At 58.6% G+C, this 17,560-nt stretch carries 15 protein-coding genes; 3 read left to right on the top strand and 12 right to left on the bottom strand.

Going from position 1 to position 17,560, the window contains the following annotated elements:
• Positions 1–76 precede the first annotated feature (76 nt).
• The 12 genes from MHM86_RS15140 to MHM86_RS15195 form a co-directional block, all read right to left on the bottom strand.
• Entirely contained in the window at positions 77–2,101 is a 2,025-nt protein-coding gene (locus tag MHM86_RS15140; RefSeq protein ID WP_239201010.1) for an NADPH-dependent 2,4-dienoyl-CoA reductase, read from the bottom strand.
• A 156-nt stretch (positions 2,102–2,257) separates the two neighbouring features.
• On the bottom strand, positions 2,258–2,989 hold the full coding sequence (gene arsH / locus MHM86_RS15145) for an arsenical resistance protein ArsH (protein WP_255723253.1): 732 nt from the start codon (positions 2,987–2,989) through the stop codon (positions 2,258–2,260).
• Positions 2,982–3,404, bottom strand: a complete 423-nt coding sequence (gene arsC, locus MHM86_RS15150; RefSeq protein WP_239201011.1) for an arsenate reductase (glutaredoxin) — start codon at positions 3,402–3,404, stop codon at positions 2,982–2,984. Before arsC ends, arsH begins: the two co-directional genes overlap by 8 nt.
• The gene (locus MHM86_RS15155) at positions 3,401–4,090 is read right to left on the bottom strand and encodes an MIP/aquaporin family protein (RefSeq protein WP_239201013.1); all 690 of its coding nucleotides are present in this window, start codon (positions 4,088–4,090) and stop codon (positions 3,401–3,403) included. Before MHM86_RS15155 ends, arsC begins: the two co-directional genes overlap by 4 nt.
• A complete protein-coding gene (locus MHM86_RS15160) occupies positions 4,087–4,593 on the bottom strand; it encodes an arsenate reductase ArsC (protein WP_255723254.1) in 507 nt (168 codons plus the stop codon). Before MHM86_RS15160 ends, MHM86_RS15155 begins: the two co-directional genes overlap by 4 nt.
• A gap of 27 nt (positions 4,594–4,620) precedes the next feature.
• Positions 4,621–4,950 (bottom strand): helix-turn-helix transcriptional regulator, encoded by a 330-nt coding sequence (locus MHM86_RS15165; RefSeq protein ID WP_239201014.1) that lies wholly within the window; start codon positions 4,948–4,950, stop codon positions 4,621–4,623.
• Between the two features lie 136 nt (positions 4,951–5,086).
• Positions 5,087–5,584 carry a DUF2478 domain-containing protein gene (locus MHM86_RS15170; protein WP_239201015.1) on the bottom strand — a complete coding sequence of 166 codons (498 nt, stop codon included), beginning with the start codon at positions 5,582–5,584 and terminating at the stop codon, positions 5,087–5,089.
• 12 nt (positions 5,585–5,596) lie between these two features.
• The gene (locus MHM86_RS15175) at positions 5,597–7,942 is read right to left on the bottom strand and encodes a Tex family protein (RefSeq protein WP_239201017.1); all 2,346 of its coding nucleotides are present in this window, start codon (positions 7,940–7,942) and stop codon (positions 5,597–5,599) included.
• 154 nt (positions 7,943–8,096) lie between these two features.
• Positions 8,097–10,442, bottom strand: a complete 2,346-nt coding sequence (locus MHM86_RS15180) for an aldehyde dehydrogenase family protein (RefSeq protein ID WP_239201024.1) — start codon at positions 10,440–10,442, stop codon at positions 8,097–8,099.
• Positions 10,443–10,535: 93 nt separating this feature from the next.
• A complete protein-coding gene (gene deoC / locus MHM86_RS15185; protein WP_239201121.1) occupies positions 10,536–11,528 on the bottom strand; it encodes a deoxyribose-phosphate aldolase in 993 nt (330 codons plus the stop codon).
• Between the two features lie 101 nt (positions 11,529–11,629).
• Complete coding sequence (locus MHM86_RS15190; protein ID WP_239201026.1) at positions 11,630–12,331, bottom strand: 2-dehydro-3-deoxygalactonokinase; 702 nt, start codon at positions 12,329–12,331, stop codon at positions 11,630–11,632.
• Positions 12,332–12,493: 162 nt separating this feature from the next.
• A complete protein-coding gene (locus MHM86_RS15195) occupies positions 12,494–13,423 on the bottom strand; it encodes an ABC transporter ATP-binding protein (RefSeq protein ID WP_239201028.1) in 930 nt (309 codons plus the stop codon).
• Between the two features lie 76 nt (positions 13,424–13,499).
• On the opposite strand from MHM86_RS15195, the gene MHM86_RS15200 reads away from it, so the two are divergent.
• The 3 genes from MHM86_RS15200 to polA all read left to right on the top strand — a co-directional run bounded on the left by MHM86_RS15200 (position 13,500) and on the right by polA (position 17,528).
• Complete coding sequence (locus MHM86_RS15200; protein ID WP_239201029.1) at positions 13,500–13,685, top strand: zinc-finger domain-containing protein; 186 nt, start codon at positions 13,500–13,502, stop codon at positions 13,683–13,685.
• Positions 13,625–14,389: a TIGR02117 family protein gene (locus MHM86_RS15205; protein ID WP_239201030.1), complete on the top strand. Its 765-nt coding sequence runs from the start codon at positions 13,625–13,627 to the stop codon at positions 14,387–14,389. The genes MHM86_RS15200 and MHM86_RS15205 overlap by 61 nt, the downstream gene beginning before the upstream one ends.
• Positions 14,390–14,492: 103 nt before the next feature.
• Complete coding sequence (gene polA / locus MHM86_RS15210; RefSeq protein WP_239201033.1) at positions 14,493–17,528, top strand: DNA polymerase I; 3,036 nt, start codon at positions 14,493–14,495, stop codon at positions 17,526–17,528.
• Positions 17,529–17,560: the final 32 nt, after the last annotated feature.

The following is a 17,560-nucleotide window of genomic DNA, read 5'->3' on the forward strand; positions in this document are numbered from 1 at the left end:
GCGCAGCATGCCGCCGCGCCTTCATTGAGCTTTGCGTGTCTCGAAGGCCTCGGGGTAAGGCCCCCAGCCTTGAACCTTACAGAGCAACCGCCAAACGGGTGCCCTGATTGATTGCGCGTTTCGCGTCTAGCTCGGCCGCCACGTCCGCACCGCCGATGACGTGGCAGGCCACACCTTCTTCTTCCAATGCATCCGCCAACGTGCGCTCGCTGATCTGGCCAGAACACAGCACAACCGTGTCGCAATCAATCACTCGTGGGTTTTCGCGTGCTTCACCAAAGGAAATGTGCAGGCCGTCATCATCAATGCGCTCGTAGTTCACGCCACCGATCATCTCGACGTTTTTCATCTTCAGCGCGGCGCGGTGGATCCAGCCAGTGGTTTTCCCCAGACCCTTACCCAAAGCCTTGGCCTTACGCTGCATCAGGGTGATCTGGCGCGTTGGCGCCTCTGGCTGGGGGCCAGATTCTGCCAAACCGCCGCGCACTTCGGCGGGATCGGCAACGCCCCATTCTTTCATCCACTCGGGCAGATCCAGCGTTGGGCTATCGCCGGTGACAAGGTACTCGCTTACATCAAAGCCAATGCCGCCTGCACCGATCACCGCAACCTTCTGACCGACCTCTGCTTTGTCGCGCAGCACGTCAATATAGGTCAGCACGTTGGCGCGATCCTGACCGGGGATGCCCGGATCACGAGGGACAACGCCGGTGGCAATGATCACCTCGTCGAAATGTTTCAGGTCATCAACGCCCGCCTCTGTGTTCAGCTTCAGCGTGATGGTGGAATCGTTCACACGGGTTTCAAACCAATCAACGAGGCCGTGGAATTCTTCCTTGCCCGGAACCTGACGCGCCATGTTCAATTGACCGCCAACACGATCGGAACGGTCAAATATAGTAACCTTGTGCCCCCGTTCCGCCGCCGTCAGCGCCGCAGACAGTCCTGCAGGGCCAGCGCCGACAACACCCACGGTTTTCACTGTCTCGGTCGGGGTGATCTGCAATTCCGTCTCATGACAGGCCCGCGGGTTGACCAGACAGCTGGTCAGTTTGCCGCCAAAGGTGTGGTCCAGACAGGCCTGGTTACAGCCAATACAGGGCGCGATGTGATCAACTTTATCCGCCGCTGCCTTGGCGACGAAATCCGCATCCGCCAACAGCGGACGCGCCATCGACACCATGTCGGCGCAGCCTTCGGCCAGCACGTCTTCTGCCACGTCGGGCATATTAATCCGGTTCGAGGTGATCAGCGGTATGTTCACCTGCCCCATCAGCTTCTTGGTCACCCAAGCGAAGGCACGACGTGGCACAGATGTGGCGATAGTCGGCACGCGGGCCTCATGCCAGCCAATGCCGGTATTTATGATCGTAGCACCTGCGGCCTCAACCGCTTTGGCCAACTGCACCACCTCGTCGTGGGTCGATCCATTAGGCACCAGATCAATCATCGACAGGCGATAGATGATGATGAAGTTTTCGCCCACCGCCTCACGGATGCGGCGCACCACCTCCACCGGCAGTCGCATGCGGTTTTCATAGGATCCGCCCCAGCGGTCCTCGCGCTTGTTCGTGTGCGTGACGAGGAACTGGTTGAGGAAATAGCCCTCAGACCCCATCACCTCGACCCCGTCATAACCGGCCTTCTGGGCCAATGCGGCGGCGGTCACGATATCGCTGATCTGCTTTTCAATGCCTTCTTCATCCAGCGCCGTCGGCGGAAAGGGAGAGATCGGCGATTTCACTGGGCTGGGGGCGACACATTTGGGCGAATAGGCATAGCGGCCCGCGTGCAGAATCTGCATGGCGATTTTGCCACCAGCCTCATGCACGGCTTTGGTAATGACCGTATGGTTTTCCACATCCTTGTCGGTGGTCATCATCGCAGCGCCGGGCAGCACCGATCCCTCCAGGTTCGGCCCAATCCCCCCTGTCACCATCAGCGCGACACCACCACGGGCACGGGCGGCGTAAAACTCAGCCACGCGGGCCCAGTCTTTCGTCTCCTCCAGACCGGTGTGCATCGAGCCCATAAGGACGCGGTTTTTCAAAGTGGTGAAGCCCAGATCCAACGGGGCAAGTAGGTGCGGATAATTCGTCATGGCGTGCCTCCTCGCAATTTGCGGCGCAGTCTGCGCGAGCCGCTGAGAGGAGTCATCCTGAACGCCACGTAACGTTTACGTAAGGGGCGGTGACGTAATGCGTACACATAACCATACGCCCACGCAGGGTGGGCAAAATGCCCACCCATTCTGACGTTAGTCTTTAGCCACCGCTTTTGGCATATTCACCCGCTTGGACAGTTCTTCGCGACTTTCGATCCGTTCAGAATAGCGATCCACCAGATAGGCAGATTGCGTGCGGGTCAGCAGAGTGAACTTGGCCAGTTCCTCCATCACATCCACAACACGGTTATAGAAGGGGCCGGGTTTCATCCGGTCCTGATCGTCAAACTCATCCCAGGCCTTGGCCACGGACGACTGGTTCGGGATGGTAATCAGGCGCATCCAGCGACCCAGAATGCGCAGCTGGTTCACGGTGTTGAAGCTCTGCGAGCCGCCTTCGACCTGCATGATCGCCAGCGTCTTGCCCTGTGTGGGGCGCACGCCACCGATCGGGGCCAGCGGGATCCAGTCAATCTGGGTTTTCATGATACCGGTCATCGAGCCGTGGCGTTCAGGCGAACACCAGACCATGCCTTCGGACCACATTACCAGATCGCGCAGCTCCTGCACCTTGGGGTGATCTGCATCCGTGTCATCCACCAGCGGCAGGCCAGAGGGATTGAAGACACGCGTTTCACAGCCCAGACGCTGCAGAATACGCGCTGCCTCTTCAACCATCAGTCGCGAAAAACTACGCTGGCGCAGTGAACCATAGAGCAGCAGAATGCGGGGTTTATGCTCTGGACGGTCCGTGGGAAACAGCTGCGCCTCATCAATAACGTGGAAACTGTCGTCGGCAATGTTAGGTGTGGTGATGTCAGACAACGCGGTCTCCTTCTTCGTTCAAAATCATTTCCCCGTCCTCTTTATAGAGCGGCCCATTAGGCGGCACCTCAAGCAGGTCCAACACAGCCTCGGACGGGCGGCACAGGCGCACGCCTTTGGCAGTGCAGACGATAGGGCGGTTCACCAAAATCGGCTGCCGGATCATGTGATCTAACAGCACCTCGTCGGAAACCTCAGGGTCCAACAGGCCCAATTCGGCAGCGGGCGATTTGGTGGTGCGCAGCGCAGTGCGCGGGGTCAGTCCCGCCGCTGCAAACAGCCCCTGCAACTGCGCCCGGGTCCAACCGGTGTGCAAATACTCAACCACTGTCGGCTCCACCCCACTCGCTCGGATGATCGCCAGCACGTTGCGCGAGGTGCCGCAGGCGGGATTGTGATGGATGACGACGCTCATGCTTTCTGCGCCTTCGCATCAGCGTCCGGCGCATCAGAAAACAGCAGACCTGCGACACCCATTGCGACCAGCGCACCGATGATCTGTACCACGATGAAGGCAGGCACATCAGCAGGGTTAATGCCCGCGAAGGTATCCGTGAACGCGCGCCCGATCGTGACGGCGGGGTTGGCAAAGGAGGTGGAAGCGGTGAACCAATAGGCTGCGGTAATATAAAGGCCAACCATGACCGCCACGCTTTCAATACGAAAGCGTATGGTCCCAAGAATGGTCAGCAGCAGACCGAAAGTCGCTACCGCTTCGGCAAACCACTGTGCGCCACCAGTCCGTACGGTGGTGGATGTTTGCAGGATCGCCAGATCAAACATGCCATGCGCCACCAGCGACCCTAAAATCGCACCAAAGCTCTGCGCCATCACATAGGGCGCCAGACAGCCCCATGTCAGATCACCACGAATGGCCATCACCAGCGACACCGCCGGATTAAAATGCGCGCCAGAGATGGGACCAAAAATAGTGATCAGCACCACCAGAATAGCCCCTGTTGGGATCGTATTGCCCAACAGCGCCAGCGCCACGTCCTGTGTCAGTTTGTCCGCCATAATGCCGGACCCGACAACAGTACAGACCAATAATGCGGTGCCCAGAGCCTCGGCCGTCAGGCGATTGGTCAGGGAATAACTCATGCCGCCCCCTCCAGCTCTTGGCCGATCTTTTGCAACGCGGTTTTCTGAGCGGCTGTGTCCATATCATCGAGCGGTAAGGCCAGAAGTGCCTCCACCCGCGCTTTCATCCGCTGATGGGCAAGACGGAAAGCAGCGCGGTTTTCCTCATCCGTTTCGCCGGCACCGGCAGGATCAGGGATGCCCCAATGGGCGCTGACCGGTGCACCGGCCCAATAGGGGCAAGTTTCGCCCGCTGCCGAGGAGCAAACGGTGATCACATAATCCATCGCCACCGCGCCCTCACCGGAAAACTCATCCCAGCTTTTGGAACGCACATAAGAGGTATCGTAGCCAAGGCCATCCAGCAGTTCGACCGCGAAAGGGTTAGGTTTACCAGTTGGCTGTGATCCCGCGGAAAAGGCGCGGAACCGACCCTGTCCCAGCTCATTGATCAGCACCTCGCCCAGCACAGAGCGGGCAGAGTTGCCAGTGCACAGCACCAATACGTTTTTTACTTGTCCCATGATCGGGTGTCCCCTTGTCGGCCCACGCTAACAGCAGGCAATGTCATCCAGAATCGGGCGGCAGAGATCGGGATTGCCACCGCAGCAATCTTCCATCAGGAAAGCCAGCAATCCGCGCAGCCCCCCCATATCCACGAAATAGCGGATCGACCGGCCCTGCCGCTGGTTGCGCACCAATCCGGCCTGATGCAGCACCGACAGGCTGGCAGACATGGTGTTTTGCTTCACCTCCAGCGCATCGGCAATTTCACCGGCAGCCAATCCCTGATCCCCCGCTTTGATAAGCAAGCGAAAGGCATCCAGACGGTTGCCCTGTGACAGGGCGGCAAAAGCGGAAAGGGCAGTCAATTTATCCATAATTCATGATTTATGGATATATTTTGAAAAAAGCAAGTGACGCTTTGATGACAGCCAGCGCGTTATTCAGCCCTGACCACAAAAAATCCGCGCCGAAAATGCGCGGATCTAAAGGCCGTAGCGATGCAAATGAGGCTTAGCGGCCCAACCAGTTCCGCAGGTCCGCCACTGTGGTGCCCGCATCCACAACTGCACCGCCAGTGAACTCTTCCAGTGCGGCGATATTGGCACCGTTAACACCGACCAACACCGGCACGTCCTTTTCCAGCGCCAACGCGATGGTAGAACGGAAGCCGCGCCCGTCGGCCTCATGCTTGCCGAACTTGTTGATGATCACCAGCGCCGGCGCTGCTTCGGTCAGCTGGGTCTCCGTGATCCCAACCGCCTGTTCCAGCGCCACCGTATCCAGACGACAGCCGCGCGAATCCTTGCCAAGGTTCTGCGAAATGCGCACCACTGGACCTGTGGGCAGGATCTGCAGGTCCATATCGCATTTCTCCTGCGGGGCGCATTCAATGTCATGCTGCACCGCACCGGCCAATGGCACACCGTCAGCGGACAGCGCCTCTGCGAAGGCTGCCAGCAGGCGGTTCAGCTCACCACGTTCTGCGATCCGTACATAGCCGATTTTCATCACACCTCTCCTTTAGTGTTTCTTCATCGCATCCAACAGTGCAGCACCAAGCGCGCCGGTGTCATTCCCCTTAGATTGGGACTTGGCGCTGAATTTACCACCCTTTGGGGCTCTTTGTGCACCACCTTTGGGACCGCCGCCCAGGCCATTGCGCGGACTGCCCTTGGCATCACGATCACGCCCGCCAGCGACACCACTGCCATCCTTGCGCATTGACAGCCCGATGCGATTGCGCGGCACGTCCACCTCTGTGACGCGGACCTTGACCACATCGCCCGCCTTAACCACCTCATGAGGATCTTTGACAAAACGATCAGCCAGTTGACTGACGTGAACCAATCCGTCCTGATGCACCCCGATGTCCACAAAGGCGCCGAAGGCCGCCACGTTGGTCACCGTGCCCTCCAACAGCATCCCGGACTTCAGGTCCTTGATGTCATCAATACCCTCGGCAAAGCTTGCGGTTTTGAAGTCCGGGCGCGGGTCGCGTCCGGGCTTTTCCAGTTCCGCCAGAATGTCGCGTACTGTAGGCAGACCGAAGGTGTCGTCCACAAACTCTTCGGCGCGTAGGCGACGTAACTGGGCCTCATCCCCCATCAAATCACGCAGGTCACGACCGCATGCGGCGACGATCTTGCGCGCAACGCCATAGGCCTCTGGGTGAACGGAGGAGGCATCAAGCGGTTCCGCCCCGTCAGCAATGCGCAAAAAGCCTGCGCATTGCTCAAAGGCACGCGGGCCAAGGCGGGCCACGTTCAGCAGATCCTTCCGCGTTTTGAAGGCACCATTGATGTTGCGATGGCTGACAATCGCCTCTGCCAAGCTGTCGCCCAGACCGGACACCCGCGCCAGAAGCGGCGCAGAGGCCATGTTAAGATCAACGCCCACCGCATTCACCGCGTCCTCAACCACCGCATCAAGCGAGCGCGCCAGTTGGAATTGGTCCACATCATGTTGATACTGTCCAACGCCGATGGATTTCGGTTCGATCTTCACCAACTCGGCCAGCGGATCCTGAAGGCGACGAGCGATAGAGACCGCCCCGCGCAAGGAAACGTCCAGATCAGGAAATTCCCGCGCCGCCAGTTCTGAGGCGGAGTAGACGGAAGCACCCGCCTCTGAAACCACAACCTTGGTCGGCGTCATCCCCGGAAGTTCCCGCAAGAGATCAGCCACCATTTTTTCGCTTTCACGGCTGGCCGTGCCATTGCCAATGGCAATCAGTTCGACGCCGTATTCCTTGATCAGCCGCGCCAAAGTCACCTGCGCTCCGCGCAGATCATTTTTCGGCTGGAACGGATAGATCGTATCGGTCGCCAGCACTTTACCTGTCGCATCAACCACCGCAACTTTACAGCCAGTGCGGATGCCGGGATCGAGGCCAAGTGTCGCCTTCGCACCTGCAGGGGCAGCCAGCAGCAGATCCTTGAGGTTGCGGGCGAACACCTGAATAGCCTCATCCTGCGCCCGTTTACGCAGATCACCCATCAGATCCAGCATCATCGACAGTGACAGTTTTACCCGCCACGTCCATGCCGCCGCCTTGCGCAGCCATTGATCACCCGCGCCATTCCCGCCGACGTTCAGGGACGCCGCAACCATATCAGGGGCGCGATCCACGTCCTCTTCGGCAGGCGCAATATCAACGCTCAGCACACCCTCATTGCTGGCCCGCATCATCGCCAACGCGCGATGGCTAGGAGCATCTTTCCACGCCTCCTGATGGTCGAAATAGTCCGAAAACTTGGCGCCTTTAGCTTCCTGCCCTTCGATCACCTTGGCCTTTATCAGCGCATTTCTCTGCATGAAATCACGCAAAGATCCGATCAACGCCGCATCCTCTGTCAGACGCTCAGCCACGATGTCGCGTGCGCCGTTGAGAGCGGTTTTCACATCCGCCACGGCCTCAGTCACATACCCTGCTGCCAGCGCCTCTGGATCCGCGAAACGGTCCGATAGGATCGCATCCAGCAGCGGTTCTAACCCATTTTCACGGGCGATCATCGCCTTGGTGCGGCGTTTGGGTTTATAGGGCAGATAGAGGTCCTCCAGCTGCGCCTTGGTATCCGCACCGGCAATGGATTTCGCCAATTCTTCGGTCAGCTTATCCTGCGAATTGATAGAGTCGAGGATGGTTGCGCGGCGCTGCTCCAACTCTCGCAGGTAGGCCAGACGATCCGAGAGCGTCCGCAGTTGACTATCGTCCAGACCGCCAGTCGCCTCTTTCCGGTAGCGCGCGACAAAGGGCACGGTTGCGCCCCCATCCAGCAGCGTCACAGCCGCGCCTACCTGACTGGCAGCAGCGCCGATTTCCTTGGCAATTGTCTGGTTGATGCGCAGATCGGTTTGGGGCGCCATCGGGATCCTCTCATTCTCAGGGAGACTCACCATAGAAGCGGCTGCGCGAGAGGGAAAGGTGGAATTATGTGGCTAGCGCGGATGCTGGCTGACGGCAAAAACCGCACGCCAGCGTAGAGTGGGCAACCTGCCCACCCTGCCTGTGCTCTGCGGCTTACTCGCCGTAGGGGATCCAGATGGTTTTCACCTCTGTCGCGGCCTCAAGGAAGGGTTTACCCTGCCCGTCAGCACCCAGCCAGTCACGACTTTCGCCATTATTGACCCAGGTACGTTTAAGGTTCGATGCACTCTCACGCTCGACCATCTCCGACAGGTCGGAGGAGGAGAAGCACCAGACAGCATCCACATCCATATGTTTGGCCAACGTGTCCGCCAGATCCTCATGCGGGCCGGTTAGGATGTTAACCACGCCACCCGGCACATCAGATGTGTCGAGGATCTGATAGAAATCCGTCGCTACCAGCGGAAACGCCTCACTCGCCGCGAGAACCACACGGTTGCCCATCGCAATTGCCGGAGCCATGGCCGAGATGAGGCCCAACAGCGGTGCCTCATCAGAACAGATCGTACCGATCACGCCTACCGGTTCCTTAATGGACAGGGCGACACCACGGATCGGCACGCCCTTGGCCGCGCCATCATATTTGTCAGCCCAAGCGGCATAGGTGAACAGACGCTGGATTGAGACCTCAACCTCTTTCGCGCCGTCCTTGCCGCCAGTCAGATCGTTGATCCGTTTGGCAAATTCCTCCGCGCGGGCCGATAGGTTTTCAGCGATGTAATACAGGATCTGCGCCCGCAGGTGGCCGGTTGTCTTACTCCACGCCTTGGCACCACGCGCAGCCTCAACCGCGTTGCGCACATCCTTACGGCCGGAAATCGGCACCTCGCCCAGATGTTTGCCCTGCTTGGACCAGACATCGCGGGAATAGCCGCCATCAGGACGCGCCTGCTTGCCACCAATGTAGAGTTTCGCGGTACGGTCTACCCCCATTGGCGCACACTCGGATCCGACGAACGCCTCTACCTTCTTCAGTGGTTTGGTTTTGCGGATCGGTTTAGTGTAGGCGCTCAGTCCCTCCCAACCTCCTTCACGGCCAAAGCCACTTTCACGCACACCGCCAAAGCCAGCTGCGGCATCGAACATGTTGGCCCCGTTGATCCAGACCACACCTGCGGCCAGTTTCGGCGCGATATCCAGCGCGAGATTCAGGTTTTCCGTCCATACCGTCGCCGCCAGGCCGTAGCGGGTGTTGTTGGCCAATTCGACCACCTCGGCCTGCGTACGGAAAGTAGAGGTGACCAGAACAGGGCCAAAGATCTCTTCCTGCATCAGTGGATCAGCGGGGCTGAGGCCGGAAATCAGCGTCGGCGGATAGTAGCAGCCGTTCGCAGGCAGTTCAGCCGCGGCACGGTGAACTTCGCCGCTGTCGCAGGCGTCAACCATCGTGGCCACAGTCTGCAACTGCACCGGATCAGCCAGCGCGCCCATGTCGATGCATTTGTCCATCGGGTTGCCAACACGCAGCTTGTCCATCCGCGCTTTCAGTTTCGCATGAAAATAATCCGCAATGCCTTCCTGCACCAACAGGCGCGATCCGGCGCAGCAGACCTGACCTTGGTTAAACCAGATCGCATCCACCAGACCCTCAATCGCGCTATCAATGTCGGCGTCGTCAAAGACAATGTAGGGGGATTTTCCACCCAGCTCCAACGTCAGACCCTTGCCCTGACCAGCCGTCGCGCGGCGGATGTGACGCCCGACGGCAGTAGAGCCAGTGAAGGCCACCTTGTCGATGTCAGAATGCGTGGTGATCATTTCCCCCACCGCGCCGTCGCCGGTCACGATGTTGACCACGCCCTTGGGCAGACCTGCCTTGCGGCAAAGATCGGCAAAACACAGCGCGGTCAGCGAAGTGTATTCCGCCGGTTTAAGTACCACGGTGTTGCCCATCGCCAATGCCGGCGCGACCTTCCACGCCAGCATCAGCAGGGGGAAGTTCCACGGGATCACCTGACCACAGACACCCAGGGCCTCGCGACCGGGCAGTTCGTCCTCCATCAACTGGGCCATGCCTGCGTGATGGTAGAAATGACGCTGCACCAGCGGGATGTCGATGTCGCGGCTTTCGCGGATCGGCTTGCCGTTGTCCAATGTTTCCAGAACCGCCAGTAAACGCGCGTGTTTCTGCAGCAGGCGGGCCAGCGCATACATGTGTTTGGCGCGGCCGTGACCGCCCAATTTTGCCCATTTCGGTTGCGCCTTACGTGCGGCGGCTACGGCAGAGTCCACATCCGTTTGAGTCGCCTGACTCAGCGTGGCGAGGATTTCACCGGTAGCGGGGTTCTTGCTGTCGAAGCCATCGGCTGGCGCAGTGAAAGCGCCGTCGATGAAGTGACCGAAGCGATCGCCCTGATCCACCAGCCAAGCCAGCGCGTCAGCGGCGGATTCTGGGGCGGGGCCGTAATCCATGGTTTTAAAGATCTCTTTAACGGTCATGTGTCTGACTTTCTGTCTCGATCTGTCTGTTCGGTCTGGGCAACGTTTTCTGCACTCAGAAAGCGGGTCGGAATTTCAATTAAATTCAAAATTTTAGCCCATTGCGTGACGGTTGCTGGCCGAATAGGCCCCAGTGACGTGGTGCTCCAACTGGCGTTCAATATCGCCCAGAAGGGACGAGGCACCAAAGCGGAACAGATCCGGCTGCAACCAGCGATCGCCCAGTTCTTCTTTGATCAGGGCCAGATAGGTGATCGCGTCCTTCGCCTTGGAAATCCCACCTGCGGGTTTGTAGCCCACACGGTAACCGGTGCGGTCATGGTAATCGCGGATCGCGCGGATCATCACCAAAGTCACCGGCAGCGTGGCGTTGACGCTTTCCTTGCCAGTGGAGGTTTTGATGAAATCGGCACCTGCCATCATGCAAATGAGCGAAGCCCGCGCCACATTGCGCAAGCTGCCCAACTCGCCCGTGGCCAAGATCGCCTTGACATGTGCATCACCGCAAGCCTCGCGGAACGCCTTCATTTCATCATAGAGCGCCTGCCAGTTCTGGCTGAGGACATGACGGCGCGAGATTACGATGTCGATCTCTTTCGCGCCCGCTTTCACGCTTTCGCGGATTTCTTCGACCCGCAGGTGAAGCGGCGACAAGCCAGCCGGAAAGCCGGTGGAAACGGCGGCAACCGGAATGCCACTGCCTTTCAGTGCCGCGACCGCGCTTTCGACCATGTCGTGGTACACACAGACCGCGCCAGTGGTGATGCCCTCAACGCCCAGCTCTGCCAGAATGTCGGCGCGCACCGGCGTTTTCGCCTTGGCGCACAGGCGAGCCGCGCGGCCCACGGTGTCATCGCCCGACAGGGTGGTCAGGTCGATGCAGGTGATCGCCTTCAACAGCCACGCAGCCTGATAGTCCTTCTTCACCGACCGGCGACCTGGCAGCGTCGCACAGCGGCGTTCAATGGCGGACGTGTTGGCCTGAACCCGCGACACCCAATCAAGGTCAAGCGGCATGCCGGGGTTACGCGGTTCATGCAGCTGCGGCAGTTGCGCACCGGTCTTTGCCGTGGTCTGCGCGTCCAGCTGATCTGATGTCTGGCTTGGGGTCTGTTCTATAGCTGTTGTCACCTTGTCCTCCGTGGACTGCGGTTAGGGGTCAATGCGGGGAAAAGCCGTTGAGGCACTTAGCCGTTTTCGGGTGCGTTGTTACAGGCGATCATGCCCTGTTGTTGCAGGTCGTGCAAATCGCGGTGTTCCATCATCAAATGCTGACTGGCAAAGGCTGCCTTGTACCCCGTGCTAAGCGGACCGGTCGCGACCAGCGCCACCCGTTGACCCAGCCAATAGGGCTTGGTCGCCGCCAGTTCCGCCCCCAGCAGATGACCGATCGTCGCGCCCGCATTTTCGGCCAACTGTGCGCTGGACAGCTGTGTTGCCAACCGTTCGGGCCGCGACAGCGTATCGCTAAGGGCATCAGCATCAAGCGTGTCGAAATCCCCCGCGCCAAGGCTGCGGACCAATAATGGGGTTAGGTAGCTTTGAAAGCTGACTGCTTCATCGGCGCTGATCTGAACCCAGTGACTTTGATCGCCATCCACCACACATGCAACGCCATCAAAATCCTTGGCCACACGGCACAAACCCGCCAGCGCCAACCGACTGCTCATCGGCAACAGGCCCAAAGGTTGCGTTTGGCTCAGCGCGCCACCGGGGACGGGGCAGATCAGTTTGGCAGGGACCGGCTGACTGGCCGCACCACCGAAGGGGATGATCCGCGACGCAGCACTGTCGGCGAGTGCCACCCCCTGTGGGGTATCGCCCGAAAACCGCCACGCAAGGCGGGTGTCGTGGTCTGCAACCACACCGATCCAATCTGAATGATTCATGTGTCGCTCTTATGTTTTATTGACCAAAGGGTCAATGTTTGCGCTGCCAACGCGGTGCGGCGCCTGAAAGGCCCTTCACTTTATACTGATATTTGTGATGTCCAAATAACAGCTTAGTGCAGCGACAATCCGCTGTCTAAATTACGTCCAGCGCACATCGGATCAGCGGCTAGAGGTCAGCTTCAAGAACACATCTTCCAGATCTGCCTCTTCGATCCGCAGATCGCGAATCTGGATGGCTGCCTGATGGGCAATGGCCAGAACCGCCTCAGCACTGGTTTGGTTGGCGCGATAGGACAGCGCCAGCGCCCCGTCAGGCCGCAGTTGCGCACTCACCTCAGGGTGTTCCGGCAGGGTGACAACCGGCGACTCTGGGTGGATCACCATCGTCTTGACATCCATCTGCCCCATCAGGTTCGCCTTGGTATCGCGGGCCACCACTTCGCCCTGATTGATGATCGCGATTTCATCACACATCTCCTCTGCCTCTTCGAGATAGTGGGTGGTGAGGATGATAGTCATGCCTTGTTCGTTCAGCTTGCGCACATTGGACCACAGCATCTGGCGCAGTTCGATATCGACGCCCGCAGTCGGTTCATCCAAAACCAGCACATGCGGCGCATGCACCAGTGCCTTACCCAGCAAGAGCCGCCGTTTCATCCCCCCAGACAGGGTGCGCGCGTAAACCTCTGCCTTATTTTCCAGACCGATAAGGCGTAGAATTTCGTCACTGCGACGTTCCGCCTTTGGCACGCCATAAAGGCCGGCCTGCACCTCCAGCGCCCCACGGGGGGAGAAGAAGGGATCCATATTCAACTCCTGCGGCATCACCCCGATAGAGGCCCGCGATTGCCGCGGGTTCACATCCTGATCAAAGCCCCAAATCTTCACTTGGCCAGAGGTCTTCGTCACCAGACCCGCCAGAATATTGATCAGCGTCGATTTCCCCGCGCCATTTGGACCCAGTAGACCAAAAACCGACCCCCGCGGCACGTCCAGATTGATGCCTTTCAACGCATGCTTTTCCGGCTCACCCTTACCGCCACGATAGGTCTTTTTCAGATTGCGGATTTCAATGGCGTTGTCGCTCATGGCTGGTCTTGCCCCTGCTGGTGGTATCGCTCATAACAGCACCTAGTAGTTTTGCAGCCAAAAGGAAACGTCCCCCATGACGACCCAAGCGCCAGAGACCCAAATCGTCGAAAAATCCAAGATTGCCTGCGATGGCGGTGAAGGAGCCTTGGGACATCCTCGCGTCTGGCTGCAAATCCCCGAGGCAGAGGGCTACGTCGAATGTCCCTACTGCGACGCAAAATACGTGCTGAAAGGCGGCGCGGCGGATCAGGAGCACTGATCAAGCGTAAAGCATATTCCCGTCTGCGAAAGCTGAAAACCCTCGTCACGGTTAGTATTGCCGCGATTATTGGCTGCACGCTTTTATACATCGTAGCCGCCCTGCTAGGCGGCATGATCGAAGGACGCGTTGCACAGCCATCACCTGAGAACAACTCAGAGACGGTTACCATCGGCTTAATCTCTGGCCCGATACATAATGACTTTCTGCTGCCGCTTGATGAACGCACCCGTACACAGTTCGCGGCGCTTGCTTCCCCTCAGGTGCCAATCTACCATCCAAATGCGGCATGGTTACTGATCGGGTGGGGGGCACGTGATTTCTACACCACCGTTGGTCGTTATCAGGATGTCAGCGCAGGGGCCGTTCTACGGGGAATATTTGGTGACCGATCCGTGATACGGACAGAGGTGTTGGGCACACTTGGTGACAGTGCAGACATTCGCTGGCTACAACTGAGAGACCATCAATATCAGGATCTAATAGCCGGGATAGGGACTGATATTGTGCCTGATCCGCAACCAATCACCACCGATGGCGCCACGCACGGTGCGTTTTTTGCCGCCACGGATCGGTTCCATGCTTTCAACACCTGCAACGTCTGGGTCGGGCGGAAATTACGCGATTCCGGTGTACGGTTCGGGGCATGGACGCCACTGCCTGCCTCAGTCAGCCTGTCGTTGTGGCGGTTTCATTCGCAATGAATCCGCAGCAAAATTGATCCCCACCCCCCTGTTCCCTGATCCCAATCCGTGCGATCACGGCAGATACAGAAAATGCCCAACCCTCAACGCGCGGAGAGTTTGTATGACCACCCAATTCGGCAAAGGCTGTCACCTGCATCTGATTGACGGGTCAGCCTTCATTTTTCGCGCCTATCACGCCTTGCCGCCACTGACGCGCAAATCCGATGGCCTTCCGATTGGTGCCGTGTCGGGCTTCTGCAACATGTTGCAGCGCTATGTGGAGGGCAACACAGGCCCTGATGCCCCCACGCATGTAGCGGTGATTTTCGACAAAGGCAGCCACACCTTCCGCAATGATCTCTATGATCAGTACAAGGCCAACCGCGAAGCGATGCCCGAAGATCTGCGCCCGCAGATGCCGCTGACCCGCGAGGCAACCCGCGCCTTCAACATTGCCTGCAAAGAGATGGAGGGGTTTGAGGCCGACGACATCATGGCCACCCTCGCCCATCAGGCCCGCGATGCCGGTGGCCGCGTGACCATTCTGTCCAGCGACAAAGACTTGATGCAGCTGGTTGGCGACGGTGTCGAGATGCTGGACCCGATGAAGAACAAACGTATCGACCGCGATGGCGTATTCGAAAAGTTTGGCGTGGGGCCGGAACGGGTGGTCGATGTGCAGGCGCTTATGGGCGATAGCGTGGATAATGTACCCGGTGCTGCAGGTATCGGAGAGAAGACAGCGCCCGTAATCATCCGAGAAATGGGGTCTCTAAACGCCGTTTTTGATCCAACAGAACGACAATTGGCAGTCGATCGCATCCAGTTAGAAATCGACAAATACGTAGCGGATTTCTCGGAAGAAATTGGCCGAACATTTAAACTTTCCGCCAAGAAAGATGCAATCGATCTGCTGAACAAGCTTTACCCAGAACTAGAGCTTGCGAACCTTACAGCGAAAGATCTGACAGACATTTCAAAGCGTGGGTTCGAGGCCGCAAACTGGCTCCTTGAAGCGCGAGAGAAAAACAAGCTTGTCTCGTCTCTGCTTCCCAAAGTGTTGGAGCAAAAAGGGAACGTCGAACTGTCCAAAAAATTGGTCCAGCTGGATTGTGGCATGACGCTGGACTTCACCCTCGATGATCTTGAGGTGAAGGATCCCGTGGCCGAAGATCTGGTTGGCTTCCTCAGCCAGATGGAGTTCCGCACCCTGACCAAACGCGTCTCAGACCAGTTGGGGGTTGAGGCGCCTGTGATCAACGACACGCCACAATCCGGCGGCGCAGCGGAGGCGGCAGAGGAACCTGTCGATCTGCCCTTTGACGCGGATGCCTATGAATGGGTGAAGGACGCCAAGGCACTGCAAGCTTGGATCGATGCGGCCTACAAGCGTGGATACGTGGCGGTGGACACGGAAACCACCGGCCTGGACGAAATGCGGGTGGATCTGGTGGGCATTTGCCTTAGCTCCAACGCCGGTCAGGCGTGTTACGTGCCGCTGGGACACAAGGCGGGGGCCGATGACCTATTTGGCAGTGACCAGTTGGCCGAAGGACAGATGCCGATGGATCAGGCATTGTCATTGCTGAAGCCGCTTCTGGAGGATGAAAGCATCCTCAAAATCGGCCAGAATATGAAATATGACGCCAAAATCTTTGCCCGCTACGGCATTGAGGTGGCGCCGATTGATGACACAATGCTAATTTCCTACGCGCTGCACGCAGGCATGCATGGCCACGGCATGGACGCGCTGTCTGAACGTTATCTGAACCATACGCCGATCCCGATCAAAACCTTGCTGGGGTCCGGGAAATCTGCCATCACTTTTGACCGCGTGCCGATTGAGGACGCGGTGAAATATGCCGCTGAGGACGCCGACATTACCCTGCGCCTGTGGCAGAAGCTGAAGCCGCAGCTGCATCAACAGCAGGTCACGACCGTCTATGAAACACTGGAACGCCCGCTGGTGCATGTCCTGAAAGACATGGAGATGACCGGCATTCAGGTAGACCGCGATGCCCTGAGCCGGATGTCCAACGCCTTTGCCCAGAAAATGGCAGGCTATGAGGCGGAACTATATGAATTGGCGGGCCATGAGTTCAATGTGCAAAGCCCCGCACAGGTCGGCAAAATCCTGTTCGAAGAGATGGAGCTGGAAGGCGGCAAAAAGACCAAGACCGGCCAATGGTCCACCCCTGCCGACGTGCTGGAGGATCTGGCAGCAGAGCACAGCTTTGCTCGGCGCGTGCTGGATTACCGCCAGCTGCAAAAGCTGAAATCGACATACACTGACGCGTTGCAGGATCATATTCACCCCGAAACCGGCCGCGTGCATACTTCCTACCTGCAAAGCGGGGCAAACACAGGCCGGATGGCGTCGAACGATCCGAACCTGCAGAACATCCCTGTGCGCAGTGAGGAAGGCCGCCGCATCCGCGAGGCGTTCGTCGCCGGTGAGGGCAAGGTTCTGTTGTCGCTCGACTATAGCCAGATTGAGCTGCGCATTCTGGCGGAGATGGCCGGTATTGATGCGCTGAAACAGGCGTTCAGGGATGGTCATGACATTCACGCCATGACCGCATCAGAGATGTTTGACGTGCCAATGTCTGAAATGACGCCAGAGATTCGCCGCCAGGCGAAGGCAATCAACTTCGGCGTGATCTACGGCATTTCGGCCTTTGGTCTGGCGCGCAACCTGCACATCGCGCGCGGCGAGGCGCAGGACTTCATCACCCGTTATTTTGAACGCTTCCCCGGCATCCGCACCTATATGGAAGAGACCAAGGCCTTCGCCAAGGAACACCTCTATGTGCAGACCCTGTTCGGGCGCAAAATCCACATGCCGGAGATTAACGCCAAAGGTCCGCGTGCAGGGTTTGCCCAGCGTGCAGCGATCAACGCGCCGATCCAAGGCACCGCAGCGGATGTAATCCGCCGTGCGATGATCCGCATGCCTGACGCCATTGCAGGCCTGCCGGCCAAAATGTTGCTACAGGTGCACGACGAACTGATTTTTGAGGTGGATGAGGCGGCTGCCAATCAAGTGATCGAGCGCGCGCGCGAGGTGATGGAGAGCGCCGCCGCGCCTGCCTTGCACATGTCGGTGCCGCTGGTGGTTGATGCCGGTCGCGGCGCCAACTGGGCAGAGGCGCATTAACGCGCCTCATGCCTTTTACCAGTTCCGCGGGC

The organism is Thalassobius sp. Cn5-15, from assembly GCF_022347685.1.
Classification (GTDB): Bacteria; Pseudomonadota; Alphaproteobacteria; order Rhodobacterales; family Rhodobacteraceae; genus Thalassobius.

Coding starts and splice junctions, on each gene's coding strand:
- MHM86_RS15140 (WP_239201010.1), bottom strand. CDS start 2,101: ATGACGAATTATCCGCACCTACTTGCCCCGTTGGATCTGGGCTTCACC.
- arsC (WP_239201011.1), bottom strand. CDS start 3,404: ATGAGCGTCGTCATCCATCACAATCCCGCCTGCGGCACCTCGCGCAAC.
- MHM86_RS15155 (WP_239201013.1), bottom strand. CDS start 4,090: ATGAGTTATTCCCTGACCAATCGCCTGACGGCCGAGGCTCTGGGCACC.
- MHM86_RS15160 (WP_255723254.1), bottom strand. CDS start 4,593: ATGGGACAAGTAAAAAACGTATTGGTGCTGTGCACTGGCAACTCTGCC.
- MHM86_RS15165 (WP_239201014.1), bottom strand. CDS start 4,950: ATGGATAAATTGACTGCCCTTTCCGCTTTTGCCGCCCTGTCACAGGGC.
- MHM86_RS15170 (WP_239201015.1), bottom strand. CDS start 5,584: ATGAAAATCGGCTATGTACGGATCGCAGAACGTGGTGAGCTGAACCGC.
- MHM86_RS15175 (WP_239201017.1), bottom strand. CDS start 7,942: ATGGCGCCCCAAACCGATCTGCGCATCAACCAGACAATTGCCAAGGAA.
- MHM86_RS15180 (WP_239201024.1), bottom strand. CDS start 10,442: ATGACCGTTAAAGAGATCTTTAAAACCATGGATTACGGCCCCGCCCCA.
- MHM86_RS15190 (WP_239201026.1), bottom strand. CDS start 12,331: ATGAATCATTCAGATTGGATCGGTGTGGTTGCAGACCACGACACCCGC.
- MHM86_RS15195 (WP_239201028.1), bottom strand. CDS start 13,423: ATGAGCGACAACGCCATTGAAATCCGCAATCTGAAAAAGACCTATCGT.
- MHM86_RS15200 (WP_239201029.1), top strand. CDS start 13,500: ATGACGACCCAAGCGCCAGAGACCCAAATCGTCGAAAAATCCAAGATT.
- MHM86_RS15205 (WP_239201030.1), top strand. CDS start 13,625: ATGTCCCTACTGCGACGCAAAATACGTGCTGAAAGGCGGCGCGGCGGA.
- polA (WP_239201033.1), top strand. CDS start 14,493: ATGACCACCCAATTCGGCAAAGGCTGTCACCTGCATCTGATTGACGGG.